25 protein-coding genes are annotated in these 19,312 nt (G+C 66.5%); all 25 read left to right on the top strand.

The window, feature by feature from the left end; translation table 11 throughout:
* Positions 1–3: 3 nt before the first annotated feature.
* On the top strand, positions 4–291 hold the full coding sequence (locus ADJ79_RS14215) for a Mor transcription activator family protein (protein ID WP_050715390.1): 288 nt from the start codon (positions 4–6) through the stop codon (positions 289–291).
* An 82-nt stretch (positions 292–373) separates the two neighbouring features.
* The gene (locus ADJ79_RS07160) at positions 374–604 is read left to right on the top strand and encodes a phage head-tail joining protein (RefSeq protein ID WP_050715389.1); all 231 of its coding nucleotides are present in this window, start codon (positions 374–376) and stop codon (positions 602–604) included.
* Between the two features lie 3 nt (positions 605–607).
* A complete protein-coding gene (locus ADJ79_RS07155; protein ID WP_050715388.1) occupies positions 608–2,209 on the top strand; it encodes a phage portal protein in 1,602 nt (533 codons plus the stop codon).
* Positions 2,206–3,504, top strand: coding sequence for a S49 family peptidase (locus tag ADJ79_RS07150; RefSeq protein WP_050715387.1), 1,299 nt, complete (start codon positions 2,206–2,208; stop codon positions 3,502–3,504). Before ADJ79_RS07155 ends, ADJ79_RS07150 begins: the two co-directional genes overlap by 4 nt.
* 14 nt (positions 3,505–3,518) lie before the next feature.
* A complete protein-coding gene (locus ADJ79_RS07145) occupies positions 3,519–3,890 on the top strand; it encodes a head decoration protein (RefSeq protein WP_050715386.1) in 372 nt (123 codons plus the stop codon).
* Between the two features lie 25 nt (positions 3,891–3,915).
* The gene (locus ADJ79_RS07140; RefSeq protein WP_050715385.1) at positions 3,916–4,929 is read left to right on the top strand and encodes a major capsid protein; all 1,014 of its coding nucleotides are present in this window, start codon (positions 3,916–3,918) and stop codon (positions 4,927–4,929) included.
* Positions 4,930–4,940: 11 nt separating this feature from the next.
* Positions 4,941–5,243, top strand: a complete 303-nt coding sequence (locus tag ADJ79_RS07135; RefSeq protein WP_050715384.1) for a hypothetical protein — start codon at positions 4,941–4,943, stop codon at positions 5,241–5,243.
* Positions 5,244–5,246: 3 nt separating this feature from the next.
* Positions 5,247–5,555: a hypothetical protein gene (locus ADJ79_RS07130; RefSeq protein WP_050715383.1), complete on the top strand. Its 309-nt coding sequence runs from the start codon at positions 5,247–5,249 to the stop codon at positions 5,553–5,555.
* A complete protein-coding gene (locus tag ADJ79_RS07125; RefSeq protein ID WP_050715382.1) occupies positions 5,552–5,974 on the top strand; it encodes a hypothetical protein in 423 nt (140 codons plus the stop codon). The genes ADJ79_RS07130 and ADJ79_RS07125 overlap by 4 nt, the downstream gene beginning before the upstream one ends.
* Positions 5,971–6,123 (top strand): hypothetical protein, encoded by a 153-nt coding sequence (locus ADJ79_RS14210; RefSeq protein WP_156304074.1) that lies wholly within the window; start codon positions 5,971–5,973, stop codon positions 6,121–6,123. The genes ADJ79_RS07125 and ADJ79_RS14210 overlap by 4 nt, the downstream gene beginning before the upstream one ends.
* A gap of 10 nt (positions 6,124–6,133) precedes the next feature.
* Entirely contained in the window at positions 6,134–7,087 is a 954-nt protein-coding gene (locus tag ADJ79_RS07120) for a phage tail tube protein (protein WP_050715381.1), read from the top strand.
* A 32-nt stretch (positions 7,088–7,119) separates the two neighbouring features.
* Entirely contained in the window at positions 7,120–7,509 is a 390-nt protein-coding gene (locus ADJ79_RS07115) for a hypothetical protein (RefSeq protein ID WP_050715380.1), read from the top strand.
* On the top strand, positions 7,506–7,898 hold the full coding sequence (locus tag ADJ79_RS15435; protein WP_082203177.1) for a DUF1799 domain-containing protein: 393 nt from the start codon (positions 7,506–7,508) through the stop codon (positions 7,896–7,898). The genes ADJ79_RS07115 and ADJ79_RS15435 overlap by 4 nt, the downstream gene beginning before the upstream one ends.
* A 77-nt stretch (positions 7,899–7,975) precedes the next feature.
* Complete coding sequence (locus tag ADJ79_RS07110; protein WP_050715379.1) at positions 7,976–12,730, top strand: tape measure protein; 4,755 nt, start codon at positions 7,976–7,978, stop codon at positions 12,728–12,730.
* Positions 12,727–13,653: a hypothetical protein gene (locus tag ADJ79_RS07105; RefSeq protein ID WP_050715378.1), complete on the top strand. Its 927-nt coding sequence runs from the start codon at positions 12,727–12,729 to the stop codon at positions 13,651–13,653. The genes ADJ79_RS07110 and ADJ79_RS07105 overlap by 4 nt, the downstream gene beginning before the upstream one ends.
* 11 nt (positions 13,654–13,664) lie before the next feature.
* Positions 13,665–14,339 (top strand): hypothetical protein, encoded by a 675-nt coding sequence (locus tag ADJ79_RS07100; RefSeq protein WP_050715377.1) that lies wholly within the window; start codon positions 13,665–13,667, stop codon positions 14,337–14,339.
* Positions 14,336–15,229 carry a hypothetical protein gene (locus ADJ79_RS14205; RefSeq protein ID WP_050715376.1) on the top strand — a complete coding sequence of 298 codons (894 nt, stop codon included), beginning with the start codon at positions 14,336–14,338 and terminating at the stop codon, positions 15,227–15,229. The genes ADJ79_RS07100 and ADJ79_RS14205 overlap by 4 nt, the downstream gene beginning before the upstream one ends.
* Positions 15,226–15,618 (top strand): hypothetical protein, encoded by a 393-nt coding sequence (locus tag ADJ79_RS07090; protein WP_050715375.1) that lies wholly within the window; start codon positions 15,226–15,228, stop codon positions 15,616–15,618. The genes ADJ79_RS14205 and ADJ79_RS07090 overlap by 4 nt, the downstream gene beginning before the upstream one ends.
* Positions 15,615–15,947, top strand: coding sequence for a hypothetical protein (locus tag ADJ79_RS07085; RefSeq protein ID WP_216597109.1), 333 nt, complete (start codon positions 15,615–15,617; stop codon positions 15,945–15,947). The genes ADJ79_RS07090 and ADJ79_RS07085 overlap by 4 nt, the downstream gene beginning before the upstream one ends.
* Positions 15,928–16,785, top strand: a complete 858-nt coding sequence (locus ADJ79_RS07080; protein WP_050715374.1) for a hypothetical protein — start codon at positions 15,928–15,930, stop codon at positions 16,783–16,785. The genes ADJ79_RS07085 and ADJ79_RS07080 overlap by 20 nt, the downstream gene beginning before the upstream one ends.
* Positions 16,782–17,243, top strand: a complete 462-nt coding sequence (locus tag ADJ79_RS07075) for a holin (protein ID WP_050715373.1) — start codon at positions 16,782–16,784, stop codon at positions 17,241–17,243. Before ADJ79_RS07080 ends, ADJ79_RS07075 begins: the two co-directional genes overlap by 4 nt.
* Positions 17,240–17,710, top strand: coding sequence for a lysozyme (locus ADJ79_RS07070; RefSeq protein ID WP_050715372.1), 471 nt, complete (start codon positions 17,240–17,242; stop codon positions 17,708–17,710). The genes ADJ79_RS07075 and ADJ79_RS07070 overlap by 4 nt, the downstream gene beginning before the upstream one ends.
* Complete coding sequence (locus tag ADJ79_RS07065) at positions 17,707–18,072, top strand: hypothetical protein (protein ID WP_050715371.1); 366 nt, start codon at positions 17,707–17,709, stop codon at positions 18,070–18,072. The genes ADJ79_RS07070 and ADJ79_RS07065 overlap by 4 nt, the downstream gene beginning before the upstream one ends.
* Complete coding sequence (locus ADJ79_RS07060; protein ID WP_050715370.1) at positions 18,069–18,350, top strand: hypothetical protein; 282 nt, start codon at positions 18,069–18,071, stop codon at positions 18,348–18,350. The genes ADJ79_RS07065 and ADJ79_RS07060 overlap by 4 nt, the downstream gene beginning before the upstream one ends.
* Before the next feature lie 154 nt (positions 18,351–18,504).
* Positions 18,505–19,296: a DNA adenine methylase gene (locus tag ADJ79_RS07055; RefSeq protein ID WP_050715369.1), complete on the top strand. Its 792-nt coding sequence runs from the start codon at positions 18,505–18,507 to the stop codon at positions 19,294–19,296.
* The last annotated feature ends 16 nt before the right edge of the window (positions 19,297–19,312 follow it).

Raw genomic sequence — 19,312 nt, 5'->3', positions numbered from 1 at the left:
ACCATGCCCGCCCAGCCCGAAAACACCCTTGCCCTGCTCGAACACGAAATCCGCGCCGCGCTCTACGCGCACGGCGTCGCCGCCCCAGACGATGCAGCCCAATCCATCATCACCCGCCTGCAAACCTGCATGGGCGGCGCGCCCCTTTACCTGCCCAAAACAGGCCGCCACCGCCGCCAGGAGCGCGACACCGCCATCCGCGCCCGCTTCAACGGCCGCAACGCCGCCGACCTTGCGCGCCAATACGGCCTGAGCCTGCGCCGCGTGCAGCAGATTGTCGGCATGTGTTAAGCCCTGGCCTCTGACGTCGCGCGAAGCATTTTTAGAAAATTTCGCATGGCTATTTCGCGCCCATCCCGCCAAAGTTGCGGGCATGGGCCTTTACTCGCACCTGACCGACGCCGAGCTGCACGCCAAGCGTGACAGCCTGCTCGCCTCCATCGAGGCGGCGGCCACCGGCGTGGCCAGCGTGGCTTTTGGCGGGCGCACCATTGCCTACCAAAACAACCTGAGCGAGGCTCGCCGCCTGCTGGCGGAAGTCTCGGCTGAAATCGCGCGGCGCGAGGGCAACCCCCGCCACCGCCCCTTGTATCTGGTGGGGTGACGCATGGCAAGCCTGCTCTCCCGCCTCTGGCCCTTCAGCCCGCGCGCCGCCTCTGCGCCTTCGCCCGCCCCCGCCATGTCCAGCCACACGGGCGCGGGGTCGGAACCGCACCTGGCCTCCTGGAACCCCTACCCAGGCAGCGCCGACGCTGACCTCCTGCCCGACCTGTCCACCCTCATGGCCCGCTCGCGTGACCTCTCGCGCAACAACGGACTCATGACCGGCGGCATGCAGACCCTGCGCGACAACATCGTCGGCAGCACCCTGCGCCTGTCGGCCCTGCCGGATTACCGTCTGCTCGGCTGGAGCCGTGAAAAAGCCCGCGAATGGGCCAATGATGTTGAGGCCCAGTTCCGCAGCTGGGCCGACACCGCCGAATGCGACGCCGCCCGCACCCTCAACCTGCTGGGCCTCACCTTGCAAATGCTGGGCGGGGCCATGCTCAACGGCGACGCCGTCGCCCTGCCCCTGTGGCTGCCGCGCCCCGGCCAGGCATGGGCCACCCGGCTGATGATCGTCGAGGCTGACCGCCTCTGCACCCCGCCTGAAAAACGCGGCGCGGAAGACGTGCGCGGCGGCATCCGCTTTGGCCCGCACGGCGACCCGCTGGCTTACTACATCCTCAAAAAACACCCCGGCGACGCCCTGCTTGGCAAAGGCATGGACTACGCCGAATGGGAAGAGATCCCCGCCTTCACCGCCTGGGGCCGCAAACGCGTCATCCATCTGCACGACAAAGAGCGCAGCGGCCAAAGCCGTGGCAAGCCCGTCGTCGCTGGCGTCATGCGCGAGTTGCGCATGGCGGGCGAGTACGCCAGCAACGAGCTGAAGGCCAGCGTCACCAACTCGCTCATCGCCGCCTTTTTGGAGAGCGACCAAGACACCCAGAGCATGGCCGAAATGCTGGGTGACGGCGCAGCCGCCTTCAACGCCCAGATTGCTGACTCCGCCCGCGCCGCCTTCAGCCGCCTGCGCGGTCCCGCCCTCATCACCATCCCGCCTGGCACGCGCGTCAATACCGTCGCGCCGGGCCGCCCCAATCCGGCCTTCGACGCCTTTATGAAAGCCGCCCTGCGCCACATTGCGGCGGGCATGAACATGCCTTACGAGCTTTTGCTCAAGGACTTCAGCCAGACCAGCTACAGCAGCGCCCGCGCCGCCTTGCTCGAAGCCTGGCGCTACTTCAACGGCCGCCGCCGCTGGATCACCGACTACTTCCTACGCGACGTCTACGACCTGTGGCTGGAGGAAGCCGTCAATTCCGGCCGCGTGCAAGCCCCCGGCTACTACGACCGCCGCTACGCCTACGCCCGCGCCCGCTTCCTCTTTGGCGGCCGGGGCTGGGTCGATCCCGTCAAAGACGCCCAGGCCGCCGAAATCCGCCTGCGCGCGGGCCTATCCACGCTCGAAAGAGAGTGCGCGGATCAAGGCGAAGACTGGGAAGAAGTCATGGATCAGCAACAAACCGAGCGCCGGATGCTGCAAGAGCGCGGCCTCGATTTTTACGGCGTCACCCGCCAAACCGCCACCGGCAAAAGCATCGCCCCGCCTGACGGCCCCGGAGCGGGCGACGCCGAAGCCTCCGAAAAGGACACCGTCGCATGAGCGCCTACCCCCACCTGGCCGCCCGCCTGTTCAACACGCCCCTGATGGTTCTGCCCGCCAAGCTGGACGCCATCATTGCCGGCCTCGGCGGCCGCCTGCTGGGCGTCGATGGACTGACCTTGCCCGCCGCCCAGAGCGCCGCCCCGGAAATGCTCAGCACCCGCCGCAGCGAACAGCACCCCGGCGGCTGGCGTCTGGACAACGGCGTGGCCGTCATCGACGTGCGCGGCGCGCTCGTGCACCGCTCGCGGCTGGAAGCCGACAGCACCAGCTTGCTCGGCTATGACACCATCGCCGCCGCCTTCCAAAGCGCCCTCTCGTCTGACGACGCCCGCGCCATCGCCCTCGTCATCGACTCCCCCGGCGGCGAAGTCCAGGGCGCTTTCGAGCTGGCCAGCCGCATCCATGCCGCGCGCGGCCAAAAACCCGTCATTGCCATCGCCGACGGCATGGCCGCCAGCGCCGCCTACCTGATCGCCAGCGCCGCCGACGAAGTCCTCGCCACCCCCACCAGCTACACCGGCTCCGTCGGCATCGTCATGCGCCACGTCGACATGAGCCGCGCCTTGTCCAAAGAGGGGCTGCAAGTCACCCACATCTTTGCCGGGGCGCACAAAGTCGATGGCAACCCCTACGAGCCGCTGCCCGGCAACGTGCGCCACGCCCTGCAAGCGGACATTGACGACCTGTACGGCGACTTTGTTCAGGCCGTCGCCCTGCATCGCGGCCTGCCAGAGCACGCCGTGCGCGACACCCAGGCGCAGGTGTACCGGGGCGCTGCCGCCCTGCCGACCGGCCTCATCGACCGCATCAGCACCGTGGACGACGCCATAGCCCAGCTGGCCGCCCTCGTTGCCGCCCCCGCACCCAAAAAAGCTATGGCTGCACCCAACAGGAAAGGAAACACCATGACCCACCCCGAAGCCACGGCGGCACCTGCCGCCCAGGAACAAGCCCTGCAAGCCGCCCGCGAGCAAGGCCACGCCGCCGGTTTGAGCGAAGGCATCCGGCAAGGCACACAAGCCGAGCGCGAACGCACCGCCGCCATCCTCGGCCACGAGCGCGCCGCCGCCTGCCCCGATCTGGCCCGCCAGTGCATCGCCACCGGCCTCACCGCCGAGCAAGCCAGCGCCATTTTGGGCGCGGCCCCTGCCCCTGCCGCCACGGCCAGCGCGGGCTTTGCCCAGCACATGGCCGCTCTCAATCCCGCCGTCAGCGGCATCGAGGCGTCCAGCCCGGCAGACGAAACCGCCGCCCTTGCCGCCCAGGTCTTGCAACACGCGCGCCACGCCTGAACCAAGGAGCCACCATGACACACGCCTCATTTCGCACTGACGGCATCTACACCCCCGACAGCCTGCTCGCTGGCAACGCCCACCTGCTGGTTTCGCGCCGCATCACGGTCGCCTCGGGCGAAAACCTCAAGCGCGGATGCGTCCTCGGCAAAGTCACCGCCGACGGCAAATACAAGGCCAGCGCTGCCGCCGCCAGCGACGGCAGCCAGACCCCCGACCTCATCCTGGCCGAAGACATCGACGCCACCAGCGGCGACAAAACCGCCCTGGCCTACGCACGCGGCGACTTTGCCGCCAGCGCCTTGAGCTTCGGCACGGGCCACGACGCCGCCAGCGTCACCGAGGCCCTGCGCACCAAAGGCATCACCCTGCTGGCCGCCGCCTGACCGTCCCCGCTGAAAGGAAAACACCATGAACATTTTTGACACCGCCGTCCTGATCCGCGTCGTGCAAGAGCTGATCGCGCCCGCGCCCTTTTTCCTGAACTCGTTTTTCCGCGCCCTCCAGACCGAAACCAGCGCCGAAATCCATTTTGACGTGAACAAAGGCAGCCGCCGCCTGGCCCCTTTTGTCTCCCCCATCGTCGCCGGGCAGGTCGTGCGCAGCGAGGGCTACAGCACCCAAACCTTCAGCCCCGCCTACATCAAGGACAAACGCGTCTTTGACCCCAATCGCCCCTTCAAGCGCCTGGCGGGCGAACGCATCGGTGGCGAACTCGCCCCCGCCCAGCGCATGCACGCCCTGCTCGCCAGCGAGCTGCAAGACCAGCTGGACATGCTCACCCGCCGCCAGGAAGTCATGGCCGTCGAAGCCCTGCGCCGGGGCAAGGTGGTTATCGAGGGCGAACACTACCCGCGCGTCGAGCTGGACTTTGGCCGCCATGCCGATCTCACCGTTGCTCTCACCTCCACCGCCCGCTGGGGCGAAAGCGGCGTCAGCCCCTTCAAGGACGTGCAAGACTGGTCGATGCTCGTCACCAAGCACAGCGGAGCCATGGCCAACATCGTCGTCATGGACGTCAAGGCGTGGGAGCTGTTCAGCCAGGACGCGCAAGTCCAAAAGCTGCTTGATCGCTTCCGGGGGCAAGACGCCCTGCACCCCACCGTCATTGGCGAAGGAGGCCGCTTCATGGGCAGCCTCGGCAGCCTGGACATCTACGTGCATGCGGGCTGGTACGAGGACCCATCCACCGGGCAGCTCACGGCCTACCTGCCAGACTACACCGTCATCGTCACCGGCCCCGACCTCGAAGGCGTGCGCGCCTACGGAGCCATCCGCGACGAAGACGCGGGCTTCCAGGCGCTCCCTTACTTTGCCAAGAGCTGGAAAGAAAACGACCCGAGCGTGCGCTACCTGCTCATGCAAAGCGCCCCGCTCACAGTTCCGTACCGCATCAACGCCAGCTTCTGCGCCACCGTCCGCTAACGGAGCCTGCCATGCAAGTCATCGCCCTCGTCACACTCTGGCCCGGCCCCATCGCCCCCGGTGAGCAGGCCGAAGTACCCGACGAACAAGCCCAGGCGCTCATCGCGCGAGGCTTGGCCAGCGCCCTGCCCGGCGACGCGCCTGCGGCCAACCCGCCAGCGGGCAAGCCGGGCCGCAAGTCCAAAGCACCGCAACCCGCAGCCGCCGCCACGCCCGACGCCGCCGCGCCTGCAGCCGCCGCCACGCCCGACGCCGCCACGCCCGCAGCCGCCGCCACGCCGGAAGCGCCGCCGTCTGGCTCTGAGATGGTGTAAGCCATGCCCCTGCCCGCCTTCGCCGCCCAGGAAGCCCGTGCCAACGCGGCTGTCATGAGCCACCTGTCCAACGCCACCGCCAGCTTTGCGGGCCAGCCTCCGCTGCCCGTCATTTTTGAGCGCGACTACGTCGAGGCAGAGGGCATGGCAACTAGCGTGCCCCTCATCCGCTTGCCCAGCGCCAGCGTCCCTGGCTCCGTCCGGGGCCTGCGCGTCACCGTGCAAACGCAAGCCGGGGCCAGCCACTGGCGCGTCGCCGAACACCACCCGGACGGCGCGGGCCTGTCCACCCTGTACCTGGAGCAAGCATGACCGTCTTTACCCGCCTGCGCGAGCAACTAGCCCAGGCGCTGCTGGCTGCCCCTGCCCTGGCCGATGGCCGCATCTACATCGAGCGCGACCGCCCCATCGCGCAAGAAGAACCCGACGCCATCGTCATTCGCCTGCTCTCGGCAGACGCCAGCCAGAAAGTGCATGACCACACCGACTGGTTCGTGGCCGTCTCCATTGAGTGCAACGCCCGCGCCGCCAGCGCCGCTGCTGCCGCCGAACGTGCCGAAACCCTCGCCGCCCAGGCATGGCAACGCCTTTTTGCGCTGGCTGACCCGGACATGGAGCGTCAGGGCGTCGAGTGGCAGCACGCCGCTGAAGACACCCCCATCGCCCAGCTTGCCATGCGCGTCATGGCCCTCGTCCGCACCCCACAAAGCAGCCTCGAAAGCACCCCATGAGCCGCAAAACACCGCCAGCCGAAACGCCTCCGCCGCCTGCCCCGACCTCGCCCCAGCCGCCCGCGCCTGCCGTCATGCCCCGCCAAGGCGGCCGCTGGCAGCGCGAAGCCGACGGCACCCTCACCGAACTGCCCCTGAACCACACCTGAAGGACGCATCATGGCCCGCAAGATCAAAAAGACCCTCATCCTCGCCAAACTCGAAACCACCCAGGGCACCGACGCCGCCCCCGCCGCTGCTGACGCCCTGCTCATCAGCGACGCTACATTCAGCGTCGAATACGACAACAAAGACCGCAACCTCATCCGCCCCACCATGGGCCACGGCGGCACCCTCGTCGGCACCCGTCATCTCAAAATCGACTTCAGCGTCGAGCTGGCTGGCAGCGGCACGGCGGGCGACGCCCCCGCCTGGGGCCGGTTGCTGCTGGCCTGCGCATTTGCAGAGACCGCCACGCCGGGCCAGATGGTCGAATACACCCCCGTCTCCGACGCGCTGAAAAGCCTCACCATCAAGTACAGCGCCGACGGCGTCATTCACACCGCCCTCGGCTGCATGGGCACCGTCACCTTCGACATGACCGAAGGCGAGCGCCCCACGCTCAAATTCAGCTTCGTCGGCTTTGACGGCGGCAGCCAGGCCGCCGCCGCCCCCACGCCCAACTACACCGCGTGGAAGATGCCGCACATCGTCAACACGCACAACAGCGGCAAGCTCACTTTCGGCGGCACCTACGCCACCGGGGCCATCACCGGCGGCGACAGCTTTTGCAGCAAGGGCCTGACGCTCAACATGGCAAACGACGCCAAGTACTTGGCTCTGCTGGGGTGCAACAGCATCGACATCACCGACCGCAAGCCTGCGGGCAGTTTTGCCCTGGCCCTGCCAGCGGACAAGGAGGTTGCCATGCGCGCCGAAATCAACCAAAACACTCCCACCAGCATCAGCCTGCTGCACGGCACGCAAGCGGGCGAAAAAGTCCTGCTCCACATCGCCCGCGCCGTGCGGCTGAATCCCAAATACGAAGACTCCAACGGCCAACTGCTCCTGGCGTGCGACTTCAACGCCGAACCCGTCAATGGCGACGACGAACTTCGCATCGTTTGCCTGTAAGCCCCTCTTCAACCCTTTCTGCAAGCCCTGATATGACCGACCAAGCCAAATACCAGCTCGCCATTGACAACACCGTCGATTTCCCCGTCACGCTCGAAATCAAAAGCGGCCGCGTCACCAAAACCTTCAACATGCGCCTGACGGGCCGCCGCCTGAGCGTGCCCGAATGGAACCGTTTCTTTGGCCCCAATGCCGACAACCCCAGCCTCACCACGGCAGACTTTCTGCGCGAACACATCACCGACTGGCGCGACCAGCGCCTGGTGGTCGATGACAAAGGCATCCAGGCCCCCTTCAGTCCCGAAGCCTTCGACATTTTGCTGAGCGTCGTCGGCGCGGAGATGATCATTTTTATCGCTTACCAAAAAGCCCTCTTCGCCAGCGACGGCGACGCTGGCCGCCGAAAAAACTCGCAGAGCTGACCCGCCTTTGGGCAGCGGGCCAGCTCACCAGCCCCACAGCGCCCGCCGACGAGCCTGAACAAGACGGCCTGTCCGACGCCGCCGCCGCCTTTGGCATCCGCATCGAGGGCGACGCCCCGGCAGACGCTCCCGCGCCCCGCGCCGTCCTCTGGCCCGACAACGTGGACGCCTGGCGCGTCTGGCAGTCCGTGCAAACCCAGTGGCGTTTCGCCCCCCTGGGAATGGCCGGAGCCATGCAAACCGGGCTGGACTACGCAGGCGTGCTGGCTTGGCTGCAAGCCAGCGGCATCCCGCGCAACAACTGGCCTCGCCTCATGGGCGACCTGCAAGCCTGCGAGACCGCCGCGCTCGATATCTGGGCCAGGCAGGCCCGCAAAAAACAAGATTGACTTCCCATCATGGCTTTAATTCCCTCGAATTCGAGGGAATTAGAAAGGCCCGCAAAAAACAAGATTGACCTCCTATCATGGCCCTTGCCGACATCCCCGCCCGCATCCGCCTCTCCCTCGAGGGCAGTCAGGCCGTCGTGCGCGACCTCAAAACCGTCGAGCGCGGTTTTGCATCCGCCAAAAGCGCCATGGTCGCCTTCGCGGGCGGCCTCAGTGTGGCCGCATTTACAGCCAAGATCGTTGAGGTGCAGCGCGAATTTGACGTACTCAACAGCTCGCTGATCACCGTCACCGGCTCCAGCCAGGCCGCTGCGCGGGAAATGGAGTGGATCAAAAAATTCGCCAAGGAAACCCCCTTCGGCCTGGCCCAGGCCACACAGGCATTCGTCAAAATGAAATCGCTGGGGCTAGACCCCAGCCGCGAGGCCCTCACCAGCTACGGCAACACCGCCTCGGCCATGGGCAAAGACCTCAATCAAATGATCGAGGCCGTCGCGGATGCCGCCACCGGACAGTTTGAGCGCCTGAAAGAGTTTGGCATCACCGCCAGCAAACAAGGCGACAAAGTCGCGTTTACGTTTCAGGGCATCACCACCACCGTCGGCAAAAACGCCGCCGACATCACCCGCTACTTGCGCCAGATCGGCGAGGTCAATTTCGCCGGGGCCATGCTGGAGCGCACCAAAACGCTCGATGGAGCCATCGGCAGCCTGGGGGATGCCTGGGACAACCTGCTGCTCCGGGTCAGCCAAAGCGGCCTGGGCGCAGCCATCTCTGGCGCAGTCTCTACCGCAGACAAGGCGCTCACCTGGCTGGCGGACAACATCGACGATATCGGCGCGGCGCTTGTCACCGGCAGCATGGCCGTTGGTGCCGCGCTGCTCATCACCAACTTGGGGGCTATCGCCAGCGCCGCCGTTGCCGCCGCTGGCGCGATGCTGAAATTCGCGCTCTCCATGGGGGCTTTCGGCGTGGCCACCGCCGCCGTGGTCGGCCTCACGGCCGCTTACATGGCGTTCAAAGACGAATTCGATGGCACAGGCGAAGATGCCATGCGCCTGGGCAACATGTTCGCCGTCGCCTTCGACATGATCACCGGCAAGGCGCAAGACGCGGCTGCCGCTGTGTCCGAAGCCGCATCTACCAGCGCCAGCGAACAAGGCAAGGCCGCCACCAGCACCGTCGGTTTCTGGGAGCGCGCCTTGCGCGGCATCGCCGACGTGCTGGACATGGTCGCCAGCCTGACCCTGGGGGTTTGCGATGGCATTGCGGCGTCTTTCGTTGCCGTCGGTCAGATCGTGCGCAACGCTTTTGCGCAGGCTTTCAACGGCATTGCCGCGATGGCCGAAAACACCCTCAACGTCATTGCCGACAAATACAACAAGCTCCCGTTTCTGCCCGGCAAGATCCGCGCCAGCCAATTTGGCCGCATGAGCACCGAGGGGGCCACGTCCCTGTCCGACGTCGGCGATGCCTTCAGCCGGGGCATGGCCAGCAACATCCGCACGGATTGGAGCGAAAAGGCCGACGCCTACATCGCCGCCGTCAAAGCCAAAAACGCCGTCGATGACCTCTCCAAGTCCGCCCAGGCCGCCGGAACCAGCCTGGCCAAGGCGGGCGAAAAAGGGGCCAAGGGCCTCAAAAAAGCCAAGGATGAGGCCATGGAGCTGTTCAACCGCCTGCAAGCCAAGCAAGCAGGCGTCGATCCCAGCTACTACGCCGACCTGCAAAAGCTCTACTCGCTCTACACCCAAGGCCGCATCAGCCTTGACGATTACCGCGCCGCTGTCACCACCCTGATCAGCGAGCAAAAGTACGCGCAAGATGCCGCCCGCGAGCTGAAAGAAGAAGAAGACAAGCTCAAAAAAGCGCGCGAAGAGCACGAAAAAACCGTCGAAAACCAGATCAAAAGCGCCCAGGAAATCCTGGCGAATCTCGAGTTTGAAACCCGCTTGATCGGACTGAATGCCGCCGAGCGCGAAAAAGCCACCCTCATGCGCGAACTCGAGCGCCAGGGCATCGAGCGCGGCACGGTCGCGTGGCAGCAATACGCCGCCGCCATCGGCGAAGCCATCAAGCGCAAGCGCGCCGCCACCGACCTGCAAGAAGCGAAAAAACAGATGCAGGACGAGTGGCAGCGCACCACGGACGACATCAACAAGTCCCTCACTGACGCCCTGTTTCGCGGCTTCGAGGACGGCAAAGGCTTCGCCAAAAATTTTCGCGACGCCCTCAAAAACATGTTCCGCACGCTGGTGTTGCAGCCCCTCATCCGGCCCATCGTCGCGTGGTCTGGCGGCATGCTCTCCATGCTGATGAGCGGCCCGTCAGGCGCGGCCCAAGGTGGCGCAGGCAGCGGGCTGGGCAACATGGGCGGCTTCAATTTCGGCGGCTTCGGCGGCATGAACAACCTGGGCATGCTGGGCAGCTACGGACAGATGTTCGCCAACGGCGCGACTCTTCTGCAACAAGGCTGGGGCGCGTTTTCGGACAACTTGGCCGCCCTGTGGGCCAACGGCCAATACGGCAGCGCCTTCGCATCCGGAGCCGGAGCCGCCATGTCCGCCCTCGGCGGCATCTTTGGCGGGCGCGCCGTCGGTCAGGCCCTGAGCGGCGGCTACTCCGCCTGGGGCCGCAGCGGCAACAGCGCCGTCAATACCGGCACGGCAGCAGGCGCGGCCATTGGCTCCATCATCCCCGGCGTCGGCACTGCCATCGGCGCGCTGGTAGGCGGCGCGCTGGGCGGCGTGGTCAATCGCCTGTTTGGCCGCAAGCTTAAGGATTACGGCATCGAGGGCACGTTTGGCGGCGAAGAGGGCTTTTCCGGGCGGGCGTGGAAATACTACAAAGGCGGCTGGTTCCGCTCGAACAAAACCCGCTACGAAACACTGGATGAAGAGACGCGCCAGACGCTGGCAAAGCCATATCAGGCCGTGCGCGATCAACTGCGCGCCTACGCCGAAGCGCTGAATATCCCCACGGACAAGCTCAACAGCGTCACACACACCCTGCGGCTGAGCTTGCAGGGGCTGAAACCGGAAGAAATCCAGCAGCGCTACACCGAAGCCTTGGGCGCGGCGCAAGAAGCACTGGCCGAGTCGCTCTTGCGCGAAGCCGAGGGGCAGCAGATGGAGCGCCTGGCGCGCGGCCTGGTGGAAAACTTCACCGTCAAAGCGCAGGATGCCGCCGTCCAGCTGCAAACACGCAGCTACTTCCGGCGCGACGGCGAGACCGCCGTGCAAACGCTTGAGCGCATGGCCGCCAGCCTCGCCACCGTGAACAGTGCCTTTGCCCTGCTGGGCCGCACCCTGTTTGAAGCCAGCGTGCGCAGCGGGGACATGGCAAGCCGCCTGGTCGAACTGTTCGGCCAAGGCCAAGAAGGCCGCAACGCCTTCAGCCAGGCCGTCGGTAGCTACTACCAAAACTTTTACAGCGAGACCGAGCGAAAAGAGAATGCCCGCCGCGCCATCACGCAACAGATCCAGGACCTGGGCCTGAAAGCGCCGGACTTGCAATCTGCCAACGCCCGCGCGCAGTTTCGCGCGCTGGTAGACGGCCTTGATCTGACCACAGATGCTGGCCGCCGGGCCTTCGCCGCGCTCATGCGATTGCAAGGCGCGGTGGCAGAAGTCACCGAAGCCGCAGAGGATGCCACGCAAGCCGAGCGCCGCCGCGCCGAAGCGCTGAAAGAGGCGCTCGACGCCGCGGAAAAAGCCACGGATGCCGCCTTGTCCGCGCTCGAAAAAGCCATTGACCGGCAAATCGGCAGCCTGCAAACCGCCCTGCAAGCGGCGCAAGACCTCGCCAGCGAAGCGCGCTCCGTCATGCAGACGGCGCATGCGGCAGCGCGCCAGCTCTACGGCCAAACGGGCGCGGGCAACGCCATGCTGGCGGCCCAAGGGCAAGCCTTCATCCGCAACGCCCTGACGTCTGCCCGCGCGGGTGTGTTGCCCGATGCCACCGAGTTGAGCCGCGCCATCGAGGCCGCACGCGGCGGCCTGACGATGGACAACTATGCAACCGTGGCCGAATACGAGCGCGACCAGCTCGTCATGGCCGGGCGCTTGCAGGAGATCGGCGACAAAGCGGGCGGGCAACTCACGCTGGCCGAGCAGCAGGTGGCACATCTCAAGACGCAAATCGACCTGCTCACCCAGCAAAAAGAGTACTGGCGCGAGCAGATTGCGGCCATGCGCGGGCAGGGCGAGGCCCTGCGCTCGATCGACCAAGCGCTGGACTGGCTCCGCCAAAAAATGCAAGCCGAGCGCGCGGCGCAGCAGGCCGCAAACGGCAGCGCCACGGGCCAGTCCGGCAGCGCAGGCGGCAGCGGATCGGGCTTCGGCCCCGGCCCGGCCACGCCCGCGCACACGCTCTCCTACGACGCAAACACGGGCCGTCTGGATGTCGGTGGCGGCACATACATCGATTTCCGCTCGGGCGAGCGGCATTACGCCGACGGCAGCGTGGGCCGCCTCAACCGCGCCGAGCTGGACTTGTTCCGCTACCGGGCGCTTGAGCGCGGCATCCGCATCCCCCAGTTCGCCGCTGGCGGCTGGCATCGAGGCGGCCTTGCCCTGGTGGGCGAAGAGGGGCCGGAGCTGGTGCATTTCGCCCAGCCCGCCCGCATCTACAACAGCGCCGACACGCGCGGCATGCTGGCTGGCGGCAGCGGCAGCAGCGCCGAAGTGGCCGCCTTGCGGCAGGACGTCGCCGCCCTGCGCGCCCTGCTGGAACGCATCGCCGACGCCTCGCAGCGCAGCGCCGACACCTTGCGCAACGTCACATCCGAGACGGGCGGCGGCGCGTTTGCCATGATGGAGGTCGCGCCGTGAAAGTCACCGAGCCGCTGCACATCACCGAAGCGATGCTGGCGCACTCCAGCATCGCCGAGCCAGCGCCGGGCGAGCCTGCCATCTGGACAAGCGGCACGGCCTACCGCGTGGGCCAGCGCGTCACGCGCACGCAGACGCACCGCATCTACGAGTGCGTCAAGGATGTTCAGGGCCGCGCCGCCGCCACGCCGGAAAGCGCCGCCGACCTCTGGAAAGACATGGGGCCGACGGCGCGCTGGAACATGTTTGCGCTGGACCGCAACACGCCCAGCACATCGAGCGACCCCATCCGCGTCCGCATCAAAGTGCCTGGTCGCATTGATACCGTGGGCCTGTTCGGCGTGCGCGGGCGCAGCGTGCTGATCGTGATGCGGGACAGCGCGGGCGCAGAGGTCTACCGGCACGAAACCAGCATGGTGCGCCGCATCTCGATGCGGTGGAGCGACTACTTTTTCGGGGGCTTTGACGCCGCGCAGGTGGAGTCCCTACTCCGCTTTGACCTGCCGCCCGTGCCAGGCGCAACGCTGGAAGTCACGGTCTCCGGCGGGGCCGGGCCTTACGGCTTGGCCGCGCTAGTGATAGGTAAAAGCTATTACATCGGCGCAGCCCAATACAACGCCCAAAGCGACGCCCTGAACTTTTCCCGCATGGACAGGCAGGCCGACGGCACCACCATTTTGCTGCCGCGCCGCAATGTGCCGCGCGTCGATATCCGCTTGGTAGGGCCAGCCGAGCTGACGCCGCTGATCTACGCCTTGCGCCCCCGCTTGCTGGGCAAGGTGGTGATTTGGAGCGGTCTGGATGACCAGAAAGAACACCCGTATTTCGAGCCGGTTTTGAGCCTGGGCTTTGCCCGCCGCTGGCAGATTGACCTGGCCTACCCGCGAAACATTTTGCAAACGCTTGAGATTGAAGATTTTTAAGGAGAGGATGCATGCCCCTTGTAACCCCCTCGGCCATTTCGCCGCTGCCGACGCCGCCGTCCAGCAGCGATCCGGCCAATTTCGACGCCCGCGCGGATGCGTTTTTAGGCGCGCTGCCCGGCTTGCAATCCGAAGCCAATGCCCTGGCGCAAAACCTGCACGCCAACGCAACATTCGCCACCGGACAAATGGCGTCTGACCTGCTGGCGGCAGGCCAGGCGCGAACGGCCGCCGCGCAATCTGCCGCACAAGCCGCGCAGCACGCCGCCAGCGCGGGCGCGGCCAGCAACGCCCGCTCATGGGAGTCGGGGCAATCGTGGCGCGTCAATGACGTGGTTTGGGGTGTGTCCACCCCCGGCGTTCTTTACCGCTGCATCGCCGCGCACTCCGGCAGCAGCACGCCGCCGGAGCGGGACGCTACCCACTGGGCCAGCATCGGCGCGCGCATCGCCGCCGACCCGCTGGCCGGGCCAGCCAGCGTCACGTTCGAGCGTGACGCGCAAGGCCGCCTGATCAAGACCGTGGCACTGGTGGATGGCAAGACACAGACCGACACGTTCGAGCGCGACCCGCGCGGCTTGATTGTCAAAACCGTCACCGCCTGGGACGGCAAAACGCGCACCGAAAGATACACGCGCGACGCCGCCAGCGGCTCCATCACTCAAATGACTGCGGAGGTGGCATGAGCACATCCCAAACTGTTTTTGCGGCGCTGGATGACTTGTCGCGCGCCACATTCGCCCGCCGCACCGTCTGCTACATCGCCGCCAGCCAGGTGTGGACATGCCCGGCCGATGGCTGGCTGGTGATCCGTTGCCTGGGCGCGGGCGGAAGCGGGGCCTACAGCGCCATGAACGTAGCCACGCAAGGCGCTACCGGCGGCAGCGCCGGGACGGTCGGCATCAAGCGCGTCCGCGTCTCGCGCGGGCAGCAATTTACAGTCACCATCCCCGCAGGCGGCGCGAAGCAGTCGAGCCATGAATCAGGTAATGCGGGCGGCACGCTCACTGTGCAGGGGCCGGGCGTCAATATCTCGATCCCTGGCGGGCCAGGCGGCGTCCAAGGCGTGGCAGGCACAACCAACCCTGACGCCGCTGACCCTACGGGGCTGGACTGGTTTATCAAGTCCGCACGTAATGCAGTCGTTGCGGGTCAAGCAACGGGAGGGGCCTCGCCTGCTTTGCTGGTCGGCAGCACCAGCCACGCATCATCCTCGGCATCTGGCGCTGGCGTCAATGGCGCATCAGCATTGATGGGCACTTTTACATCCGCTGGGGGCTTGCCGCCGATAGACGTCAGTCACTGCTGGCTGCTGGTCGATGTGTCCGGCGCTCTGGCGTACTTTGATAACACCGGTCGCATTCTCTCGCGTAGCGGGCAGGGCGGTTACGGCGATCAGGGAGGTGGTTTCGGAGGCGGCGGCGGCGGCAACACTGGGCGCCCCGGTAGCGGAGGCGGTGTAGGCGGGGGTGGCGGTGGATATCGCACACCATCCTATGGCTCCGGCTCCGGCAGCGGCTCTGGCGAGGGCGGCCCCGGCTTTGTCACTTTCGAGCTGTTGGAGGCGCAACCATGACCGGCCAAGTTTTCGAGATTCTGGACGGCGGCGGGGCCGTCATCAACCGCATCGTGGCCTGCCCGGCCTTTGTCGAGCAAGCCTATCCGGGCCGCTGGCGGCTGGCCGCCGCGCCGCTGGAACCGGCCGCGCCGCCTGCCGTGCCCGAAAAAGTGACGCGCGCCCAGGGCAAAGCCGCGCTCTACAAAGCCGGTCTGTTGTCAAAAGTAGAGGACTACGTCCAGGCCCTGCCCGAGGGCGACGACAAGGCGTTCGCCCAGTTCGCCTTGCATGACTGCCCGCACTGGGAGCGCAGCAGCGTGTTTCTCAACAGCGCCGCCGAGCAGCTAGGGCTTACGCAAGAGCAAATTGACAACCTGTTCCGCCAGGCCGCACAGATTGAGCTATGAGCCGTCTCAAAAACATCCTGATCGCGCTGGATCAGCTGGCAAACGCCATCGCCAACGGCTCGCCAGATGAGACCTTGTCCAGCCGCGCACACCGCGCCCGCTTGGCGGGCAAACCCGGCTGGCGGCGCGTGGCAGGCGTCATTGACCGCCTCTTTTGGTGGGACAAAGACCACTGCCGCGAAAGCTGGCTGGCCGAGCGTCACCGCCGCCACCTGCCGCGCGAAATGTGGGACGAACCCGGCGCAAACGCAAGCCGCGCGGGCACAGTCAGCTATGAAAAACGAAGCAAAAGAGGAAGGAGAAAACCGAATGAGCATAAAAGCCGCTGAGAAAGCCCTGCGCCTGGCCGAAGTGCCGGGCGAGCTGCACGAACAGGCGCTGGCCTGCCTGCAAGAGTCGCGCCGCCGCGCCAAGGGCTTGACGCTGCATCAGCTCCGCGCCAGGCTGGCGGCCAAACGCCTTGCCCAGGCCCTGCCGTGGAGCGCCGAGACCGTAGAGGATGCCTTGCCCGCCTACGCCAGCTTTGGCGTCGCGCCCAACGGCGGCAACGGCGTCAATGGCGACAACGTGCCCTGGGCCGAGCATTACCAGATGCCCGACGGCTCCATCCGGCAGGTGTGGATGCTGGGCAAACCGCGCGGCGGGGAGTTGCCGCCCGGCCTGCGCGAGCGGGCGCAGGCTGATGTGGATGCGCGCCGCGCCGCCGTCATGGCCGCTGGCGGCCAGTGGCTCAAAGCCGCGCCCTGCACCCTGCCCCTGGAGCTTGACCCCAACCCGCAAAGCCTGGAATACCAGTGCGCCTGCGCCCGCAACTACTGGGGGCATCGCTTTTTCAGCGGCGGCGCGGGCAAGCACCCGCGCAGCGTCGAGGCCCGCACGGCGTGGCTACGAAGCAACGGCGGCGAGCGCGAGGCGTGGAGCCGGGGCCAGCCGGTAGACGGCGGCATCCAGCAATGGACGGGCCAGCGCAGCCGCTGGACCGCGCAAGTGCTCAAGCAAGGCGACGTCTGGCAGGTCAATCTGCAAATGCGCCTGGCCGGGCGCTGGCAGCTGGGCTGGCGGCTGGGCTACGAGATTGATAACGCGCGCAATGCACACCCGCGCCCCGGCTTTGACAAGCGGGCATGCCTCACGTGGAGCATGCGCCCAGAAAGGAGCAAAACATGAGCAACATGAAAACGGACGTGGTGGAGCGCCTGGGCAGCATAGGCAACCAGGTCACGCTCACCACCGGGGCCACGAGCGCGGTCATCGGCTGGTGGACTACCGAACATGTGCTGAGCCTGATGGGCGTGATTTTTGCGGCCATCAGTTTGCTTGTGACGTGGTACTACAAGCGGGTGGCCGCCGAGCGGCTGGCCGCCGAGGCCGTGCGGCGCGCCGAAATCCACGCACTGGATGTGGAGGCGCACCAGCTGCAACTAGAGGAGCAGCGGGGGCGCATTGAGGAGCAGCGTGCGCGCATCCAGCTTTTGCTTAGCGGCCACTGTGTTGCGCCTGCGGTCAATCAAGCTCTCAACGAGCTGGATACCGGTCTGGGCAAATTGGAGGCCGACCTGGGCAAGATGAGCGCCGCCACGGCCAATCCGGGGGCCGATCTGGTCACGATGGAGGCGGACGAATGACGCCCCGGCAAAAACTCATCGCCAGCATCGGGGCCAGCGCCGCCGCCATTGTCACCGCCTTCGTCGCGCAACATGAGGGCCTGCGCCAGTGGGCCTACCGCGACCCCGTGGGCGTACTCACGGCGTGCTACGGCCACACCGGGCCGGACGTGCAGCCCGGCCAGACTTACACGCGCGAGCAATGCCGGGCGCTACTGGAGCAGGATTTGGCCCGCCACGCCCAGGCCCTGGCCTGCATCCGCCGCCCGCTCACCGACGGGCAAAAAGCCGCCTTTGTGTCGTTTGCCTACAACGTAGGCCCGCAAGCGTTTTGCGGCAGCTCGCTGGTGCGCAAAGCCAACGCAGGCGACATGGCAGGGGCCTGCGCCGAGTTGGACAAGTGGGTGTATGCCAAGGGCCAGCGCCTGCCCGGCCTTGTCAAGCGGCGCGCCGCCGAGCGGGCCATGTGCGAGGGGGGCGCGCCATGATTCCTGTCCCTGTTTACTTGCTGGCCGCCAGCGTGGCGATCAACGCCGCGCTGGGCGTGGCCTGGCAGCGCGCGGGCAACCATGCGCGCGAGCTGCAAGCGCAAATTGCCGCCGTCACTGGCGAGCGCGACCACGCCCTGCAATCCGCTCAAGCATGCAGCGACGGCGTGGCCAGGCTGCAAGCGCTGGCAGAAAGGCGCGAGCGCGAGGCCGCCGCCGCGCGCCGGCAAGCCGCGCAAGCCGCCGCCGAACATGCGCGCCAGGCGGATGCCGTGCTGTCCGCGCCGCCTGCCGTGCCCGGCGATGACTGCGCCAGCGCCCGCGTGCGCGTAGGAGACTGGCTCAAGGGGCGCGCACGATGACGGCAACAGTCAAGCAATCATTGATAGTTGCGGCGCTGTCCGCCCTGCTGGCCGGTTGCGCCGCCCAGCCTGCCCCGCGCGTGCAGCAGGTCCATGTGCCCGTGCCCGTGGCGTGCCGCGAAAGTGAGCCGCCGCGCCCGGCAATGCCCACGGAAGCGCTAGCCGCCGATGTGACGCTGGATGCTTTCGCGGCGGCCGCCATCGCGGAAATCGAGCGTCGCGAAGGCTACGAGGTCCAGCTACGCGCCGCATTGGCGGCATGCACCGCGCCGCCATAACCGACTCAAAAAAGGACGGAGCGACCGCGCCAGATGCGTCACCACCTGGCCCGGCCCCGCCCCGCAGAACGCACCTGCGAGCCAGCAAGGCCCCGCCCACCCGATCGGGCGCGGGCAGTGTAATCACTTTTTACAAGCCGAAAGACTCGCAAACATGCCCACACCCATCATCCCGTGGATCGGCGGCAAACGCCGCCTGGCCGAACACCTCATCCCCCGCTTTCCGCGCCACACCTGCTACGTTGAGGTCTTCGCAGGTGGCGCGGCCCTCTACTTTCTCAAAAACCCTTCAAAAGTTGAGGTCATTAACGACGTCAATGGCGAGCTGGTCAATCTCTACCGGGTTGTCAAAACACATCTCGAGGAGTTCGTTCGCCAATTCAAGTGGGCGCTTTCCAGCCGCGAAGTGTTTAAGTGGCTGCAAACCACCCGCCCCGAAACCCTGACTGACATTCAGCGCGCCGCCCGCTTTTTTTACCTGCAACACCAGGCATTCGGCGGCAAAGTCCAAGGGCAAAGCTGGGGCAACTCCACCACCGCGCCAGCGCCAACCGTCAATCTGTTGCGGCTGGAAGAAACCTTGAGCGCCGCCCATCTGCGCCTCACCGGCGCTTACATTGAGCGTCTGGACTGGCGCGAATGCCTGCGCCGCTACGACCGCCCGCACACCCTTTTTTATCTAGACCCGCCTTACTGGCAAACGGAAGGCTACGGCGTTCCGTTCGACTGGCCCGAATACGAGCACATGGCCGCCACCCTGCGCACCCTGCAAGGCAAAGCCATCGTCAGCCTGGGCGACCATCCCGACATCCGCCGCTGCTTTGACGGCTACGACATCGAGCGCACCACCCTGGCCCACGGCCTTGCAGGCGGCGACACCAAGCACGCGGGCGAACTCATCATCTACAACTGGAGCCGCGCCAGCGATCCGGCGGGGCTTTTTTGACACGGCGTGCAGCGTG

It is taken from the genome of Ottowia sp. oral taxon 894 (genome assembly GCF_001262075.1).
Lineage (GTDB): Bacteria > Pseudomonadota > Gammaproteobacteria > Burkholderiales > Burkholderiaceae_C > Ottowia > Ottowia massiliensis.
The sequence above is the reverse complement of the archived record's forward strand: the minus strand, read 5'-3'. Positions and strand labels throughout refer to the sequence as shown.